Origin of the sequence: Pseudomonas sp. B1(2018) (assembly GCF_003097365.1) — a bacterium.
Taxonomy (GTDB): Bacteria; Pseudomonadota; Gammaproteobacteria; order Pseudomonadales; family Pseudomonadaceae; genus Aquipseudomonas; species Aquipseudomonas laurylsulfatiphila.
Window position 1 is genome coordinate 79,328 of record NZ_PYUK01000005.1, and the last position, 16,439, is coordinate 95,766.

Annotated in this window: 11 protein-coding genes; 4 read left to right on the forward strand and 7 right to left on the reverse strand. The window is 61.8% G+C overall.

Annotation, left to right across the window (positions count from 1 at the left end):
• Nucleotides 1–15 precede the first annotated feature (15 nt).
• The 4 genes from C9422_RS09360 to C9422_RS09375 all read right to left on the reverse strand — a co-directional run bounded on the left by C9422_RS09360 (nt 16) and on the right by C9422_RS09375 (nt 4,719).
• The gene (locus C9422_RS09360; protein ID WP_104447253.1) at nt 16–1,209 is read right to left on the reverse strand and encodes an acetyl-CoA C-acyltransferase; all 1,194 of its coding nucleotides are present in this window, start codon (nt 1,207–1,209) and stop codon (nt 16–18) included.
• Nucleotides 1,210–1,221: 12 nt separating this feature from the next.
• Nucleotides 1,222–1,983, reverse strand: coding sequence for an SDR family NAD(P)-dependent oxidoreductase (locus tag C9422_RS09365; RefSeq protein ID WP_033047337.1), 762 nt, complete (start codon nt 1,981–1,983; stop codon nt 1,222–1,224).
• Nucleotides 1,984–1,996: 13 nt separating this feature from the next.
• The gene (locus tag C9422_RS09370; RefSeq protein WP_116580440.1) at nt 1,997–3,661 is read right to left on the reverse strand and encodes an AMP-binding protein; all 1,665 of its coding nucleotides are present in this window, start codon (nt 3,659–3,661) and stop codon (nt 1,997–1,999) included.
• Nucleotides 3,662–3,795: 134 nt separating this feature from the next.
• Nucleotides 3,796–4,719 carry a carbon-nitrogen hydrolase family protein gene (locus tag C9422_RS09375; RefSeq protein ID WP_116580441.1) on the reverse strand — a complete coding sequence of 308 codons (924 nt, stop codon included), beginning with the start codon at nt 4,717–4,719 and terminating at the stop codon, nt 3,796–3,798.
• Nucleotides 4,720–4,803: 84 nt separating this feature from the next.
• Between C9422_RS09375 and C9422_RS09380 the strand changes: the two genes are divergently transcribed.
• A complete protein-coding gene (locus tag C9422_RS09380; RefSeq protein ID WP_116580442.1) occupies nt 4,804–5,712 on the forward strand; it encodes a LysR family transcriptional regulator in 909 nt (302 codons plus the stop codon).
• 9 nt (nt 5,713–5,721) lie between these two features.
• On the opposite strand, the gene C9422_RS09385 is transcribed toward C9422_RS09380, so the two are convergent.
• On the reverse strand, nt 5,722–5,976 hold the full coding sequence (locus tag C9422_RS09385; protein ID WP_007970091.1) for a hypothetical protein: 255 nt from the start codon (nt 5,974–5,976) through the stop codon (nt 5,722–5,724).
• Nucleotides 5,977–6,140: 164 nt separating this feature from the next.
• Between C9422_RS09385 and C9422_RS09390 the strand changes: the two genes are divergently transcribed.
• Nucleotides 6,141–6,458, forward strand: coding sequence for a YqjD family protein (locus C9422_RS09390; protein ID WP_015094973.1), 318 nt, complete (start codon nt 6,141–6,143; stop codon nt 6,456–6,458).
• Nucleotides 6,459–6,620: 162 nt separating this feature from the next.
• Here the strand turns inward: C9422_RS09390 and C9422_RS09395 are convergent, their stop codons facing one another.
• Nucleotides 6,621–7,661, reverse strand: coding sequence for an Ldh family oxidoreductase (locus C9422_RS09395; RefSeq protein WP_116580443.1), 1,041 nt, complete (start codon nt 7,659–7,661; stop codon nt 6,621–6,623).
• Between the two features lie 235 nt (nt 7,662–7,896).
• Here C9422_RS09395 and C9422_RS09400 point away from each other — a divergent pair, with 235 nt between their 5' ends.
• Nucleotides 7,897–12,729: a dermonecrotic toxin domain-containing protein gene (locus C9422_RS09400; RefSeq protein WP_116580444.1), complete on the forward strand. Its 4,833-nt coding sequence runs from the start codon at nt 7,897–7,899 to the stop codon at nt 12,727–12,729.
• A 207-nt stretch (nt 12,730–12,936) separates the two neighbouring features.
• A complete protein-coding gene (locus C9422_RS09405) occupies nt 12,937–13,938 on the forward strand; it encodes a FecR family protein (RefSeq protein ID WP_116580445.1) in 1,002 nt (333 codons plus the stop codon).
• A gap of 57 nt (nt 13,939–13,995) precedes the next feature.
• Here C9422_RS09405 and C9422_RS09410 read toward each other — a convergent pair whose 3' ends face one another.
• Nucleotides 13,996–16,350 carry an acylase gene (locus C9422_RS09410; protein ID WP_116580446.1) on the reverse strand — a complete coding sequence of 785 codons (2,355 nt, stop codon included), beginning with the start codon at nt 16,348–16,350 and terminating at the stop codon, nt 13,996–13,998.
• Nucleotides 16,351–16,439: the final 89 nt, after the last annotated feature.

Consider the following 16,439-nt stretch of genomic DNA (forward strand, 5'->3'; position numbering starts at 1 on the left):
GGATTGGTGTTGGTCTTAGTACAGGCATTCCACGGCCATCGCCGTCGCTTCACCGCCACCGATGCAGATCGCCGCGACGCCGCGTTTCAGGCCTTTCTGGCGCAGGGCCGACAGCAAGGTCACGAGAATCCGCGCACCGGACGCCCCGATCGGGTGACCCAGGGCGCAAGCGCCGCCGTGCACGTTGAGTTTCTCGTGGGGGATTTCCAGGTGAGTCATCGCGGCCATGCCGACCACGGCGAAGGCTTCGTTGACTTCCACCAGATCGACGTCATTGATCGACCAGCCGGTTTTCTTCATCAGCTTCTTGATCGCGCCAATCGGCGCCACCGGGAACAGGCCCGGGGTGTCGGCGAACGCGGCGTGGCCATGGATCACCGCCAGCGGCTTCAGGCCTTGTTTCTGTGCCTGGGACTGGCGCATCAGCACCAATGCCGCTGCACCGTCGGAGATCGAACTGGAGTTGGCCGCCGTCACCGTACCGCCTTCGCGGAACGCCGGTTTCAACGAAGCGATCTTGTCCAGTTTGGCTTTTGGCGGCTGCTCGTCGTTGCTGATCACCACCTGCTCTTTGCCGACTGTCACGGTGAGCGGGACAATTTCCGCCTTGAAGCTGCCGTCCTTGATCGCCTGTTGCGCGCGGGTGGTCGAGGCGATGGCGAACGCGTCCTGGGCCTCACGGCTGAAGCTGTTGGTTTCGGCGCAGTCTTCGGCGAAGGTGCCCATCAGGCGGCCCTTGTCGTAGGCGTCTTCGAGGCCGTCCAGGAACATCGAGTCCTGCACCCGCCCATGGCCCATGCGGTAGCCGGCACGGGCGCGGTCCAGCAGGTAAGGCGCGTTGGACATGCTTTCCATGCCACCGGCGACCACCACGTCGGCACTGCCGGCCACCAGCATGTCGTGGGCCAGGATCGCCGCTTCCATGCCCGAACCGCACATCTTGTTCAGCGTGGTGCAGCGGGTCGATTTATCCAGCCCGGCACCCAGTGCCGCCTGGCGCGCAGGGGCCTGGCCAAGGCCTGCCGGCAGTACGCAGCCGAACAGCACTTCGTCGATGCCGTCACTGGAAACGCCGGCACGTTCAACGGCGGCTTTGATCGCGGCAGCACCCAGTTGCGGTGCGGTCAGGCTTTTCAGTTCGCCCTGGAACCCACCCATGGGGGTGCGGACGGCGCTGACGATTACAATCGGATCGTTGGACAGTGTCATGACAAATCCTCCTTATTTGGCGGCCATGCGCAAGGCACCGTCGAGACGGATCACCTCGCCGTTGAGCATGCTGTTTTCAATAATATGCTTCACCAGCCCGGCATACTCGCCTGGTTTGCCCAAGCGCGGCGGGAATGGCACGCCAGCGGCCAGGGAGTCGCGAACTTCCTGGGTCATGCCGGCCATCATCGGCGTCTCGAAAATGCCCGGGGCGATGGTCATCACGCGGATGCCGAAGCGCGCCAGTTCACGGGCCGCCGGCAACGTCAGGCTGACGATGGCCCCTTTGGACGCCGAGTAGGCCGCCTGACCGATCTGCCCGTCGTATGCCGCGGCAGACGCGGTGTTGATGATCACGCCGCGCTCACCATCGGCATCCGCTTCGGTTTGCGCAATCGCCGCTGCCGCAAGGCGCAGCATGTTGAAGCTGCCGATCAGGTTGACGTTGATCACCTGGCTGAAACTGGACAGCAAGTGCGGACCGTTCTTGCCGAGAATCTTCTCGCCACGCACGATGCCGGCGCAATTGACCAGGCCGTTGAGGCCGCCAAAGGCTTCGACCGTCGCCTGCACGGCCGCTTCGGCCGCCGCTTCGTTGCTGATGTCCGCCACCACGCTGTGGGCGCCAAGGCGCTGGGCCTGGGCGGCAACGGCCTCGGCGTTCATGTCCACCAGCATCACTTTCGCGCCCGCGGCGACCAGTACCTCGGCCGTCGCTGCACCGAGGCCGGAAGCGCCACCGGTGACGATAAAAATCTTGTTCTCGATCTGCATCATTGTTTCCCTTTCAAGCTGGAAGGTTCTTCGCCGCAGCCTCTTGAGCCTTGGCGATTTCCTGGTTGCGCAAGATAAAGCGCTGCAATTTGCCGCTTGGGGTTTTCGGCAATTCGCTGACAAATTCGATTTCACGGGGGTACGAATGCGCCGCCAGGCGCTTGCGCACGTGCTGGCGCAGCTCTTCGGCCAACGCAGGTTCTGCGCGGTATTGCGGGTTGAGCACGACGAACGCCTTGACCAGTTCGGTACGCTCCGGATCGGGCTTGCCGACCACGGCGGCCTCGACCACGGCCGGGTGTTCGATCAGCGCACTTTCCACGTCGAACGGGCCGACCCGGTAGCCGGAGGTGGTGATCACGTCATCGCTGCGACCGACGAAGCTGATGCTGCCGTCCGGGTTCCACTCGACGGTGTCGCCACTCAAGTAGTAGTGGCCGACAAAGGCCTTGGTCGGCCCGCCTTCGTAGCCGGCGAACCAGCACATCGGCGACTGGCTGCGGTCGATGGCCAGGATGCCGGGCTGGCCAACACCCAGTTCCTTGTATTCGTCATCGAGGACCGCAATGCGGTGGCCCGGCGAGGCAAAACCGGCGGCGCCCATGTGAATCGGGTGTTCAAGGCCATGGTGGTTGCACAGCACCATGCCCAGCTCGGTCTGACCGTAGTGGTCGTGGATGACCACGTCGAGGTTGTCGGCGAACCAGCGGATCACTTCCGGGTTCAGCGGCTCGCCGGCGCTGCTGACGATGCGCAGCTTGCCCTTGATCGACCTGGCGAACTCATCGCCGCCGGCAATCAGCAAACGGTAGGCCGTCGGTGAACCGGTGAGGTTGGTAATCCCGTACTTGTTGATCACCCGGCAGGTGCTTTCGAGGGTGAACGGGCCATCGTAAAAGGTGATCGGATGCCCCATCGACAGGGGCCCGGTGACACCGTAGTAAATGCCGTAGGCCCAACCCGGGTCGGCGACGTTCCAGAAGGCGTCTTCCGGGCGCAGGTCAACCGCGTCGCGGATGTAGCTCTGGAACGCAACGATGGCCTTGAGCGGCACAGGCAGCGCTTTCGACGGGCCGGTGGTGCCCGAGGTGAACATCAGCAGGAACGGGTCTTCGCCGGTCAGCAGCACGGGCTCGCAATCGGAGGAATAGTTGGCCAGTTCGGCCCAGAAACTGCTATCGCCACGCATCAGGCCCTGCCCTTTAGGACCAGTGACAGTAACGATGCTCGGGCAGTCGGGGACTTCGGCGAGTTTCGGCCGGTTCGTCGCATCGGTCACCACCACTTTGGCACCAGAGCAACTCAGGCGGTGCTCGATGGCTTTGGGGCCGAACGCGGTGAACAACGGTTGATACACCGCGCCGATGCGCCAGGCGGCGAACACGGTGATCAGCAATTCGATGTTGCGTGGCAGCAGGCCGGCGACCTTGTCGCCCTTCTTCACGCCCTGAGCCAGCAGGTAATTGGCGAAGCGCGCGGCCTTGTCCTGCAAATCAGTGAAGGTGTAGGTCGCACTGGCGCCGTCGCGCCCCTCCCAGAACAACGCGATGCGACCCGGCAAGGCATGCCGGTCACAGCATTCGACGCAGGCGTTGAGCGCCGTCAGATCGCCTGCGAGTGCGGCGTCGACGGTGTGCTGATAGTTGAACTGATCTGTAGCAGACAAGTAATCGCGCATTGCCAGAATCCCTGTGTTTCTTATTAGGTTGGGGGGAACCGTAATCAACAGGGAAATACTCGCTCTGCCAGGGGTGGCGGGCAATGGTCAAAGTTATCAAGTTGCCTGACTGGTTTGGCCAAAGCCCTCAGGTATCAGGAAGTGAAGCGCACCCCCGGTTTAGCGCGCTCGTCCACGGTCAGCTCGAACACATCCGGGCGAGCGTAGTGACCGACCACGTCATAGTCGTAGCGGGCGCGCACCAGGTCGTCAGTGTCGATCTGCGCGGTCAGCAGACCGGGGCCATCTCGCAACGGTCCGGCGAGGATGTCGCCCATGGGCCCTACGATCACGCTGCCGCCGGCGATCAAAGGCCGATCCGCCGGCCAGTTGGCGATGTCCAGGCCCAGGGCCAGGGGCGACGCCTGAACCTGACAGGCGCTGACCACGAAACAACGCCCTTCATGGGCGATGTGGCGCATGCTGACCTGCCACATCTCCCGTTCGTCCACGGTCGGCGCGCACCACACCTCCACGCCCTTGGCGTACATTGCCGTGCGCAGCAGCGGCATCATGTTTTCCCAGCACACCACCGCACCGATGCGCCCGACCTGGCTGTCGATCACCGGCAGCGTCGAACCATCGCCCTTGCCCCAGATCAGCCGTTCGGTACCGGTGGGCATCAGTTTGCGGTGTTTGGCCAGCAGCCCGGCCTGCGGATCAAAGTACAGCGCGGTGCAGTACAAGGTGCTGCCGGCGCGCTCGATGACGCCGATCACCAGATTCGCCCCGGTGCGTGCGGACAGGCCGGCCAGCGCCTCGGTTTCCGCACCGGGCACGTCGATGGCGTTGGCAAAATAGCGGGCAAAGGCTTCGCGACCTTGCGCCAGCCGAAAACCAAGCTGGGTGCCAAAACCCTCGCCTTTGGGATAACCACCCAACAGCGCTTCCGGCATGACCACCAGCGCGGCGCCGGATTCGATGATCGCGTGTTCATAGGACAGGATCTGTTCCAGGGTGTCGGCCTTGCCACCGGGCAAGGCGCCAATCTGCAAGGCCGCAACGATTGATTTGGGCATCACGAACTCTCCATTCGCATCAGGGGTTGCTCATTCTCCGGCGCCACGTGATCATCAATAAAGACCGATTCACTGCTGAATGATATGAACCAGATGAATATCACCAACATCGACCTCAACCTGCTCAAAGTCTTCGAAGCGCTGCATGAAGAGTCCAGCGCCAGCCGTGCCGCCTTGCGCCTGGGCGTGACGCAATCGGCGGTCAGTGCAGCCTTGCGCCGGTTGCGCGAGGTGTATGGCGATCAACTGTTCGTGCGCACCGGGCGCGGCCTGGCGCCCTCGCTCAAGGCCAATCAGCTCAAGCCTGTGGTCAGCGAGGCCCTGAATAAATGCCGGCAGAGCCTGGCGATGGTTGACCCGGCTGCGCAGCAGTACGAAGGCCGCTCGGTCACCGTGGGCATGTCGGACGATTTCGAAATTGCCTACGGCCGACGACTGATCGAGGAAATCGCCCGGAGCGCGCCGAAGCTGCGCCTGATTTTCCGCCAGACCCACAGCCAGATCGTTGCCCAGGCGTTGATGGAGCGCAGCATTGACCTGGCGATCACCGCGGGCGGCTTTGCCGAGCGGCTGCTTAGCCGCCAGGTGCTGGGAGAAGGTGGTTATCTGTGCCTGGCGGACCCGTCGAGCCTGGTCGAGGGCCAGCACAGCATCAGTCTTGAGGAGTTTGTGGCCCGCGAGCACATCCTGGTGTCGTCCGGCGGTTTTATCGGGATTACCGATGAAGGATTGGCGGCGCTGGGCCTGAGTCGGCGGGTGTGCGCCTCGACCACGCATTTTGCCGCGCTGCCGCATTTGCTCAAGGGCAGCCAGGCCGTGGCGACCATTCCGGCCCATGCCGCCCGAAGCATCGCGACGCTCAGCGGCCTGGCACTTCTGCCCTGCCCCCTGGACTTGCCGCGCTACCCGATCGAACTGGGCTGGCGCACCAGCACCCAGCTTGACCCGGTCGTGTTGAAAGTGCGCGAGGCGATTGTCGCGAGCTTCGCCTGACAACCGATGTTATTTGTTGGCCGCCATCAGGCGATTGACTTCACTGCGCACCATGTTGGCGTATTCCGGGGGCGACATGCCGTCCAGTTCGGCGCGCACCCATTCGGCCCACTTGCCTTTGCGCTTGGCCCGTTCACCAAACAACCGTGCGGCCTCGCCCTTGGCTTTGCCCAGGTTGTTTTGCCAGAGTTCGAACAGACGGGATTTCTCGTCTTCAAGCGCAGCGCGCTCGGCGAGGGGTTTGTCGGCCAGATTGAAGCTCATGGGAATTTCCTGCTGCGTAAAATTGGCGACATCTTACACTGTAGGGCGAAATGTCCTGCGCCGGTTTTTCAGCTAGATGACCTTCCCGGGCAAAATAGCTGCAACTTTTCCGACGACCGCAGACTCCATTGTTCACTGTCCACTTACCCGCAAGGAGTACTTCAATGGCCCGCAAAACCGCCGCGCAAGCTGCCGAAGATCAAATCAAGGATCAAGCGTTCAGCGAACTTCAATCGTTGATCGAAGAGTCGGAAAAACTGCTGAAAAGCAGCGCCTCACTGGTCGGGGAAGAAGCGGACACCCTTCGCGGACAAATCGCCCTGAAACTCCAGCAGGCCAGGGATTCGGTGACCAGCGTGCGCAACCGCACCCTGCCCGCGGTCGAGGCCACTGAAACCTATATCGGCGGGCATCCATGGCAAACTGTGGCGATTTCCGCCGGGTTCGGCCTGGTGGTGGGGTTGTTGCTGGGGCGTCGCTGAGCACTGGCAAACACTGGAACCCTGTGGGAGCGGGCTTGCCCGCGATGGACGTGAGGGCACCGCGGGGAATCAGATTTCCCGCGTAATCGTTAACGACCATCGCGAGCAGGCTCGCTCCTACAGGGGTTGCGTTAATTAGACATTATTTGCCAATACCCCGAATCACTCCCCCGCCAGCTCCCGCAGGTTCGCCAGCGTCCGGGCATCCAGTTCAATGCCATTGGCCAGCGACCTGGCGCGCTGATGATGACGCCGGTCACCCGGCAAACGCTTCAGGCCGACACCGTGCATTTGCCGCACCAGTTCCTGGCTGCGTTGGGCAAAACTTTGCCCCGCCGCCTTGTCCGGATCGATCACGATCAGCAATTGGCCCGTCCAGGGCGTCTTGGCGCCTGGGTGGTTGTTCCAGTCGAACTCGAAGGAAAAATTGCCGCCGGTCAGTGCCGCCGCGAGCAACTCGACCATCATCGACAGCGCCGAGCCCTTGTGTCCGCCAAAAGGCAGCAACGCGCCGCCCTCAAGAATCGCTTTCGGGTCGGTAGTCGGCTGGCCGAGGCTGTCCACGCCCATCCCTTGCGGCAAACGTTCCCCCTGGCGTGCGGCAATTTGCACGTCACCATGGGCAATGGCGCTGGTGGCGAGGTCGAAGACAATCGGTTCGCCGTCAGCCCGCGGCGCGGCGAAGGCAATCGGATTGGTACCGAACAGTGGTCGATCGGCACCGTGGGGCACCACGCAGGTCATGCTGTTGACCACGCTCAACGCCACCAGCCCTTCATACGCGAAGGGTTCGACATCCGGCCACAAGGCCGCGAAATGGTGCGAGTTACGGATCGCCAGCACCGCAATGCCGGCACTTCGGGCTTTCTGCACCAGTAATTCGCGCGCCGCCGCCAGGGCCGGTTGCGCAAAACCGTTATCGGCATCGACCCGCACAAATCCCGAAGCCACATCTTCGACCACCGGAACGGCCTGGCCATTGACCCAGCCGCTTTGCAGCGTCGAAACATAACCCGGGATCCGGAACACCCCGTGACTGTGGGCGCCATCGCGCTCGGCGCCGGCGCAGTTTTGTGCCAGCACCCTGGCAACCTCGGCCGAGGTGCCATGACGCAGAAAAATCTTTTCCAGCAAAGCGCTCAGCGCTTCGAGTGACAGGTGTGACGAGACGGCAGTAGAGGCGTGATCGTGTGGCGCAGACATCTGAAGCTCCAGAATGATTATTGGAGGGAACAACAGCGTACAAAGACCCGCCGATTAACAACGCGCGACGAGCGACCTGTCAACCTTTCGCTCAGGGGGCGATGAGGTATATCCGTGTCACCAATGCCCACGCCCCGTGCGTTATCTATTTACCACCTGCATCAACGCACCGGCTTTTAGTCTCGATGCTCAACCCACAGGCGCCCTTGAGTGGCCCCTTGAGCGAGACTCGACGATGTCTACACCCGTAACTCCGCTGTTTTTCCCCGAAGCACTGACGATGCCCGGCCTCTGGCGAGAACTTGGCCAAACCCACGGGCTGGCGCAAAAGGATTTCGAATGGTTCAGCCATATCGAACTGGCCAGCCAGGCCCTGCGCGATGAGCAGACGCCGCCCATGCTGGCGAAAAAAATCCTGCTGAAGATCCCTGGCCAGGAACCCGTGGCGCTGGCCGGCAGTTTTTTGCTGACCGCGACGCCGGATGACAACGGCGTGATTCTCTACACCCCCTACGCCGGTATACAGAAATTCACCAGTCGTTCGGTCCTGACCGCACATCTGGCAGCACAACTCGAAGCAGCCAACGAAGACAATGAACTGCTGGCCTTCATGGCGCTGTCACAACGCAAGACAGTGGTGGCTGCCGACGATATCGGGCTGGAGTTTCAAACCATCGAAGGAGACGTGTTTGAGGACCAGCGCAACACCCTCTCCCGCCATCAGCAACTCAACGACCAGGCCCTGCTCGATGAACTCAAGGCGCTACCGTCCTTGACGTCGCTGCTCGATGCATTGCTGGCTGAACAACTGACGGCGTCTTTTCCCGGCGTGGATCAGAGCCAGACCCAGGTGAATTTTTATCTGGCAGCGACTGACGGTAACGAGGATGCAAGTCGTCCAACGGGACCTTGGGTCAACTCCCTGTCGCTGAGTGATGCCGTGCTCCTGCACTATCGCCATCAGCGTTGGCCCTCCGGGCAGACCCATGAATTTTCCCACCCGAAACAGTCCCCGGTAAACGCAAACCAGGGACACTGGGAGACGGCGGTCACGACAGTCTCGCGCAAGCTGGTCAGCCTGCTGATCAGGCAGCTCAAGCACTATTGGGACGCAGCGAGCGCCAATGGCGCCTCCCGTCGCGCACTCTTTGGCCGGGCCATCGCCGATCAGGCGCGCGTGCAACTGCTGCTCAAGCGCGAAGCCGGGATCATCACCCCGGAGCAAAGCCAGGATCTGCACGCGTTGATCTCGACGGCCAGCCGGACGAACACATCGATGACGGTCGAAACCGTGCGCCTGTGGGAGTACCAGGCCAATTACGTCGAGCTGGCCGGTTCACTGATGGTCAGCGCCAGTCATGCGTTTCTCTACACGCCCACCGAAGGTTTGCAGGTGCTCAAGGACTACCAGGACTTGCGCGATACCGTGCGCAGCAAGTTCGGCGCGGCCGGTCACGAGGACGAACTCTATGGCCTGCTGAGCCTGGACGAACGCCAGCGATTCATTGGTTTTGACCGGCCGAATGTGACTGGGGAAGCAATCTCCGGCGCGATCTTCAGCAAGCTCTTCGACGCCATCGTCACCAAGCAACTGCAGAACACCGAATACAGCCTGCAGGTGTTCCGCCACAGTGACGGTGCCGTCGACATCCACGCCCTGTTCGACAAGGCGCTGGATATCCGTTCGATGCTCAACGAGCGGCTGCTGAAGCTGGAGACCGACGGACGCTGGAGCACGCGGCCGGTGTTGTCCGGCGACCAGCATCCGTCCATGGTGCTGGCCGATACGGCGGCAGCGTTCGTCAAGAGCTTCAGTGACATCGAAACGCTGATCAACGCCGACTTCGCCGCACAACCGATCACTTCACTGGCGTTGCAGCGGGTCTACCTGGAAAACCTGCAGCCGCGCCTGGCCCATGCACTTTCCGTCGGCATCCGCGGCGAGGCAAGCTTGCGCACACTCGGCGCGACATTGGCGGATGCGGACCGGGCCATCGTCGATACGGTGTTCAACCCGGATCAGGCCGACAGACATAACCGTCGCTCCTTGAAGGGGTTCCGGCCCGATGCCTATTCGCTGACCCTTGAGCGCTCCGGTCTGCGGGATGTCCTGCCGCTTGCCCATTGCCTGCTCCTGACCGAGCGCGGCGGACTCGACCCCTCGCATTCCGGCCGGACGATCCTGTGGACGCCCGCCGAGGGGCTGGAGGTGTTTGACAACATCAGCCGTGCCAGGCAGGAACTGAACCGGCGCCTGCTCGACCCGCAACAACGTATGGCGCTACTGGAAAACCTCACCCCGAGCCAACGCGTCTTCCACCAACGCTACTCGCTGGGTCCGCTGCGGCTGATTGAAGGATCAGTACTGGAGCAGGTCGCACGATCCTCCATCGATCACTTTCTGGCTCGCTGCGAACACGCGCGCGGCCTGGAACTGAACGACACGAAGCAGAAAAAGGCGCTGAAAGCGCTGGCTACGGCCGGGATCAACACCCATTTGCGCAGAGCCACCTCGATCGCCCGGGCGATCACCCTGCAACAGTCACTGCCCGCATGGCTTGGAATGGCCCCGCCTGAAGATCAGCGGCTGCACGTTGAGCTGCTGGAGCAATACCGCAACAGCGTCGAGGAGGACAAAGACTACCTGCACGGGATCACACCCCTCAGGTCGTATGTGCATGGACGGCTGACGACCTTGCTCGGCAATCGCTTCCCCGCCATTACGCTGGACCCCGACGATATTGAAATCATCCCCGACCTCAACCTGACCGGTCCCGCCCGCAGCCTTACCGAGTTCGCCCTGAACCATGTCAATGTCGCGCAAGGCTCCGGATTCCAGGTTTCCTCGACAACCACCCAGGCACTGCCCGAGGGACTGGACCAGACCGCGGTCCGTCAGCTGCTGCGGTCATTGAACATTGTGCAAAACTACGCAGCACAGGTAACGCAGACGTTGTCCGGTGCAACGGCCGACGCCGAAAGCCGGATGCAGCGCTTCGTTAAACAACTGCCCTGGCAACTGCTGCAACACGCCCACGAACTGAAGCTGCTGCAACGGCTATCCGGCAGCGCGTTCGATTTGCTGCGACAGGTGCTCGACATGCCGGACGCCACGGCCCGAGCAGCCGTGCAGGGAGCACACGCGATTGCCCGCCCACTGGAGCTGATCAAGACCACCGGCGCCGCCGCTGTCAAAGCGTTGGGCCTGTACCTGGTCAGCCCTGGCAACGCAAAGGCCGGGCCGCAGATCCTCTATGCCCCTTACCACCCTGGCGGCTCGCCTTTTATCGAATTCGACACTGAGGCCAGTCTTGTCTCGGCGCTGAACACCCCGGGGCCTTTGCAGGACCTATTGCTACGACGCCTGCCGGACAGCGAGCAGTCCGCCTTCCACAACCTGTTCAGCTCGACCGTTGGGCAATCGAGTGAGATCACCCTCGGGTCCACCCCCATCGACGGCAACTTGCTCACCCAACTGTTCCACGACAACACCCGACTGCTGTCGCAAATGCTTGGCAGCCAGTTAAACGCGGCTAGCCAGGCGGACTGGGAGGCCGTCAAACACCTGTTTGGCTCCGGCATCCAGCGCATCCTCGGCCTGTTACCGGGCAAACTCGCTTATGCGCAGTTTCTCTGGAACGCCTACAAGGATGCCCGCAACTCCGCAGAAGCCCTGCAGGATCATCACTGGAAAGTTGCGCTGGAGGAGTTCATCGCCGGTGCGGCGCAACTCATCTCATTGGGCAGGCTGTCGCTCGAAGGATGGACCGACACGGCCCAGGCAACCCAGCAAAACCCTGGCGCACCGGTCGCCAAACCGGTCATCGCGCCAAAGTGGTCCGAGATCGATTCGACGGCACCGCTGCGTACGCGGCTGCAACCGTTCGAAACCACGGTCGAACTCAAGAACCTGACGAAAAACAACGCTGACGGCACCTACCTCGATGCGACGAGCAAAAAAACCTACGCCCCCATCGCCGGCAAGGTCTACGGCGTAGACAAGACCGGGCCGGCCTGGCGAATGATCAGGGACAAGGAACAGGGCCCTATACTGCTGACTGCGCCAGACAAGCAACTGGTGATCGACCCGGACATCCATACGGTGCACTTCGGCAAGGCCATGTCGACAATGCACAACCAGTTGGCCTATGCCCATGACGCCAGGGAGGTGCTGAACATCGAGGCCCGGGGGATGGAAGACATTCGCGCCAGGCATCCCGAAAAAGCCCGAATGATCGTGCAGGCCATCGACATGGCACGCTATTACGCGTTCAACAGCCTGCACAACATGACGCAACTGCGCAGATTCGTCCCCGGCACCCGGCTGGACACCTTCCTCAAAGGCTTCTTTGGTGTCGGCCAGGTCAACGCAGCGCTGCTCGACAAGATCAAGGACGCCATTCTCCCCATCTGCAACGCGCTGGTCGACCCCGATGAAGACTGGATGAACTCCCATCGTTTTATCGTGGGTTCAAACCGGGACCCGCAGGACAACCTCATCGCGTTTGTCCTGGACAAGGATCTCAAGCGCCACGTGCATTTCACCGAAAAGTTCTTCGATCAACAGCTCGACTGGTACAAATCCTGCCTGACTGAGCCCTTCAACGTCGACGGCCACAGCCAGGCCGCCACGCTGATTCACGAGTTCGCTCACCTGTTTTCCGCAGCCGTGGACATTGCATCCCTTGAAGCCCGGCGCCCGTTCAGCGATCTGGTGACGCCGATCACGGCCTACGGTGAAGCCATGAAAGAGTCCCAATTGAAATTCCAGCGCGAAGCCTTGTCGCTGAACACGCCGAAAGAGGAACTGTTTGCGCGTTGGAACAGCAGCCTGCAATCGTGGATCAGCCTGGATTCGATCCCGGCGGCCTATCACATCGGCAAGGCCATTCTGAGGTTAACGGGCAGCAGGACCATGGAGCAGGCACGGGATGCATTCCTGGACGGGCAAAATGCGAATTTCAGGACGGACGTCATTTTGCACAATGCCGATTCGCTCGCGTTCCTGATCTGCGAAATGGGCCGGCAACTGGACCCGGTGCCGGCCACATCGGCCTCCGGAACCTGATCCGCCAATCACAGGGCGCAGATCCCCGGATCTGCGCCGCTCAAAGGCCCTGACCGCACAGGGGTAATCAGTTTGATAGTTTTTACGCCAGCAGAGATTCCAGAGGCGAGGCGTTGAAAAAAAGTTACACATTGATAGTTAATTGCCATGACTGATGTTCTCGCAGACTGTCCCCAAGGTTAGAATGCACGAAATCAGGATGAGCCAATGACCGAACACACGCTCTCGGAAGCCGAATACGACGCCATCACCGATGCCGCTGCGCATTGGTGCATGCGTCTGCACGCCAATGACTGCACAACGCAGGAGCGCCAGGCGTTCGAACAATGGCGAAATGCGCATCCGCTCCATGCCTTCGAATACGAAGCGATGCTGGAAATATGGGATGTCGCCGGCGACCTGCCCCGCCCCGCGCCCGTCCTGCCGCTGGTTCGCCCGCAACCCGAAACTCCGTGGCGCCGCCTGGCCATTGCCGCGGCAGTCTGTGCCCTGGCGCTGCCTTTGGCCGGTTATGCCGGCTGGCACCTGGGCTGGGTACCGAACGCGTACCAGCATTTCGAAGCCACCGACAATGTTCGCACGGTCACCTTGAAGGATGGCAGCCAGGTGGAACTGAACCTGGGCAGCGAGCTGACGTACAGCAACTACAAGGATCAGCGGCAAGTCACGCTGAAGAAAGGCGAAGCGTACTTCAGGGTCAGCCATGACACCCGCCACCCTTTTGTGGTCAAGGCGGCCGAAGGCAAGATTCGTGTGACCGGCACCCAATTCAACGTCTGGATGTATGAAGACCAGGTCAAGGTCAATCTGATCGAGGGTTCGGTACTGGTCAGCAGCAACACCGACCTGCCCGGCGACGGTTTGCGCCTCGACCCGGCGATGCAGGCCAGTTATCGCGGCGGCGACTTCACTCCCCGCATCAGCCAGACCTACGACAATGACAGTTCGCTGGCCTGGCGCCAGGGCAAGCTGGTGCTCGACGATCTGGCGCTGAGCGATGCGCTGCCATTGATCAATCGCTACCTGGACAAACCGCTGATGGTCGCCGACAACAGCACCGGTTCGATCCATATCGGTGGCATCTACAACATCAAAGAGATCAACGGCCTGGTGAAGTCCCTGCCGCGAGTCCTGCCGGTCTACCTGACCCGCAATGACAATGGCAATCTGGTGGTCAACGCGATCCCGCAAAAGACCCCGAAAAGCTGAAAAGGCCGCGACCCTTGCGGGGTGCGGCCTTCAGCGTTCCACTAAAACTACATTACCTCAATGCGCGACGACCTTGGCATCCTGCTGGCGGATCGTCTGTACCTGATACTGCGGATCGGACGTGATCTGCTGTTCGGTGAAGGGCAGCACGCTCCATTGCTTCTGCGAAAAGGCCTGCGTCTGATCCCGTGAAAATTTCGAAGCAGGGTCACTCGACAACGAGAACGCCAGCAGCCCCTTGGCTTGCGGTCCGTTTTCGTCGAAGGTCACCACTTGCAGGTAACTGGTGCCACTGACCACCTCGCGCTTGCCATCGCTGCGCGGCACGCTCTGGATCGCGTTGTAGACACCCAGCGTGCCCGGCCCGCCATGGATCGGCGTCTGTTGCCCGCCACTGCTGACCACCTGGATGTCGCCCCAGCGAGTGTCCGGCTTGAGGCCTGACGCCTTGACCTGCTCAGCCGAAGCCAGCATCGCTGTGCGTAGCGCCTTGGCCACTGACGGGTGATCGACGGCGAGTCCACTCGGGGTGTGTTGCGGGTCTTGCGGATCGAACGCCACGCGCCATACGTCCGACACCGGCTCCAATGCCTCCATGACATTCTGGAAGTGCACAAAACCCAGACCGCTGCCCAGGTTGGCCTTGCGGTCCCAGGCCTTGAGGCTGGCGCACAGTGGCGCGAGGGTTTTGGCATCGGCACCGAGACCCTTCGCGCAGAATTGCAGCAGGTCCGGCATCACTTGAGCCGCCTGATAGACCTGATCGTCCATGACCATGTGTTGCAAGTCCGCCACCGCGACCTTGCCGGCCCCGGTCAGCGTACTCAAACGGTCCAGGGCAAAGCGTGAACGCAGGCCCAAAGGCTGGCCATCCTGGCTGATCAGCGGCGAATAGCCGGTCAGCGGTTGCGCCGGATTGGCCATCCACGCCGAATCGTTGGAGTGCTGGACAAAATCCTTGCGCAACAGCTGCGGCAGCTTGTCCGCTGCATAGATGCCCCGTTGTGGCGCCTGCGGGTCGATGTCCCAGGCACAGGCGCTGTTGGAGCCGTCCAGAATGATCATCTGCAGGCCGATCCGCGGATCGCTGCATTGCTCCAGCTTGTCGACGCTGACGTTGGGCACCACCGAGAGGTTCATGTACAGCGTCTGCCCCTGATCGTCCGCCGCCAGGGTGTTGACCCACGGAATGCCCTGGATCTTGTGCACCGAGGCTTGGAAATCCTTGAGGTTTTCGGCGCGGTTCATCGCGTACCACTGCTGCAGGACGCGATCGTTATCCAGGTTGGCGTCGCGCAGGCTGAAGGCGTACTGATGATCCCAATCCAGTTTTCCCGGCCATTGCACCACCGGACCGAACTTCGAGCTGTAGACCACGCGGGAAATCGCCCGGACCTGCCCGTCCGCCTGCCTGACGTTGACGGTCAGGGTCTGCTGGTCCATCGGCAAGGACTGGCCGTCGAGCAGGTAACGGGTTGAATCCCTGGGGTCGAGTTGCAGGCGGTACAGCGTGAAATGCCTGGACGAATCCACGGTGTGGGTCCAGGCCAGATGTTGATTGAAACCGATGTTGATCAAAGGCAGGCCGGGCAACGCCGCGCCCATCACGTCCAGTTTGCCGGGAATGGTCAGGTGCATCTGATAAAAACGCATGCCGCCCACCCAGGGGAAGTGCGGATTGGCCAGCAACATGCCGCGTCCGTTAAAGGAACGTTCGCTGCCGATCGCGACCGCGTTACTGCCGCGGTCCAGGGCAAACCTTTGCATGCGCGTGGCGGCCACCTGGAACGCTGCCTGGGCGCTCGACGCCCGGGCCACGGCCTGGGGCGGCGTGGCACCGGCCAGGGCTTCGGCGAACTGGCCGACACCCCCTTCGACCAACAGGCGCCGGGTCAGCTTGACCAGATCCGAGGGGGTGATGTCCCGCACCCAATCGCCCTGGCATTGTTGCGGCAGCCCCTGGGCACGACGTTCGCTCAGGGAACGGTTGAACCCTGCCACATAACCCTCAATCAACTCACGCACCGGCGGAGTCTGGGCCTGCCAGAAAGCGGCGACGGCTTGCGGGGTGTTGAGCCAGGTGAAGAACAGATCGCTGACCAGGTTCTCACGCGCCTCGACGGTGAACTGGTCCGGTCCGAAATAGCGCGAACGCTCGCCGTTCACCGTAGTGATCTCGTTCGCCAGCAGGCACAGATTGTCCTGGGCGTAGGCATAGCCGATGCCGTAGCCCAGCCCGCGCTCGTTGTCGGCGCGGATGTGCGGCACGCCGAAACTGGTTCGGCGGATGTCTGCGCTCGTTGGCGCAGGCGCATCGCTCGCGCTCGCGCTCGCCGCAAGGCTCAACCCCAGGCTCAATCCCAGAGTCACACCCGCCAGGCTCAACCTGGTTAACTGGCTGGAAATAATCACGCTCGCTCCTGATCGAAAACACGATGGCCACTGTTGCGCGCACCCACGCGCGCAGTGCCTCCCTGTAGGGACGAAGCTCACATCAATAA

What these genes read in the sequence shown, in the direction of transcription:
- C9422_RS09365 (WP_033047337.1), bottom strand. Translation starts at nt 1,983, where the DNA reads ATGCAGATCGAGAACAAGATTTTTATCGTCACCGGTGGCGCTTCCGGC.
- C9422_RS09395 (WP_116580443.1), bottom strand. Translation starts at nt 7,661, where the DNA reads ATGTCTGCGCCACACGATCACGCCTCTACTGCCGTCTCGTCACACCTG.
- C9422_RS09385 (WP_007970091.1), bottom strand. Translation starts at nt 5,976, where the DNA reads ATGAGCTTCAATCTGGCCGACAAACCCCTCGCCGAGCGCGCTGCGCTT.
- C9422_RS09400 (WP_116580444.1), top strand. Translation starts at nt 7,897, where the DNA reads ATGTCTACACCCGTAACTCCGCTGTTTTTCCCCGAAGCACTGACGATG.
- C9422_RS09375 (WP_116580441.1), bottom strand. Translation starts at nt 4,719, where the DNA reads ATGCCCAAATCAATCGTTGCGGCCTTGCAGATTGGCGCCTTGCCCGGT.
- C9422_RS09370 (WP_116580440.1), bottom strand. Translation starts at nt 3,661, where the DNA reads ATGCGCGATTACTTGTCTGCTACAGATCAGTTCAACTATCAGCACACC.
- C9422_RS09380 (WP_116580442.1), top strand. Translation starts at nt 4,804, where the DNA reads ATGAACCAGATGAATATCACCAACATCGACCTCAACCTGCTCAAAGTC.
- C9422_RS09360 (WP_104447253.1), bottom strand. Translation starts at nt 1,209, where the DNA reads ATGACACTGTCCAACGATCCGATTGTAATCGTCAGCGCCGTCCGCACC.
- C9422_RS09390 (WP_015094973.1), top strand. Translation starts at nt 6,141, where the DNA reads ATGGCCCGCAAAACCGCCGCGCAAGCTGCCGAAGATCAAATCAAGGAT.
- C9422_RS09405 (WP_116580445.1), top strand. Translation starts at nt 12,937, where the DNA reads ATGACCGAACACACGCTCTCGGAAGCCGAATACGACGCCATCACCGAT.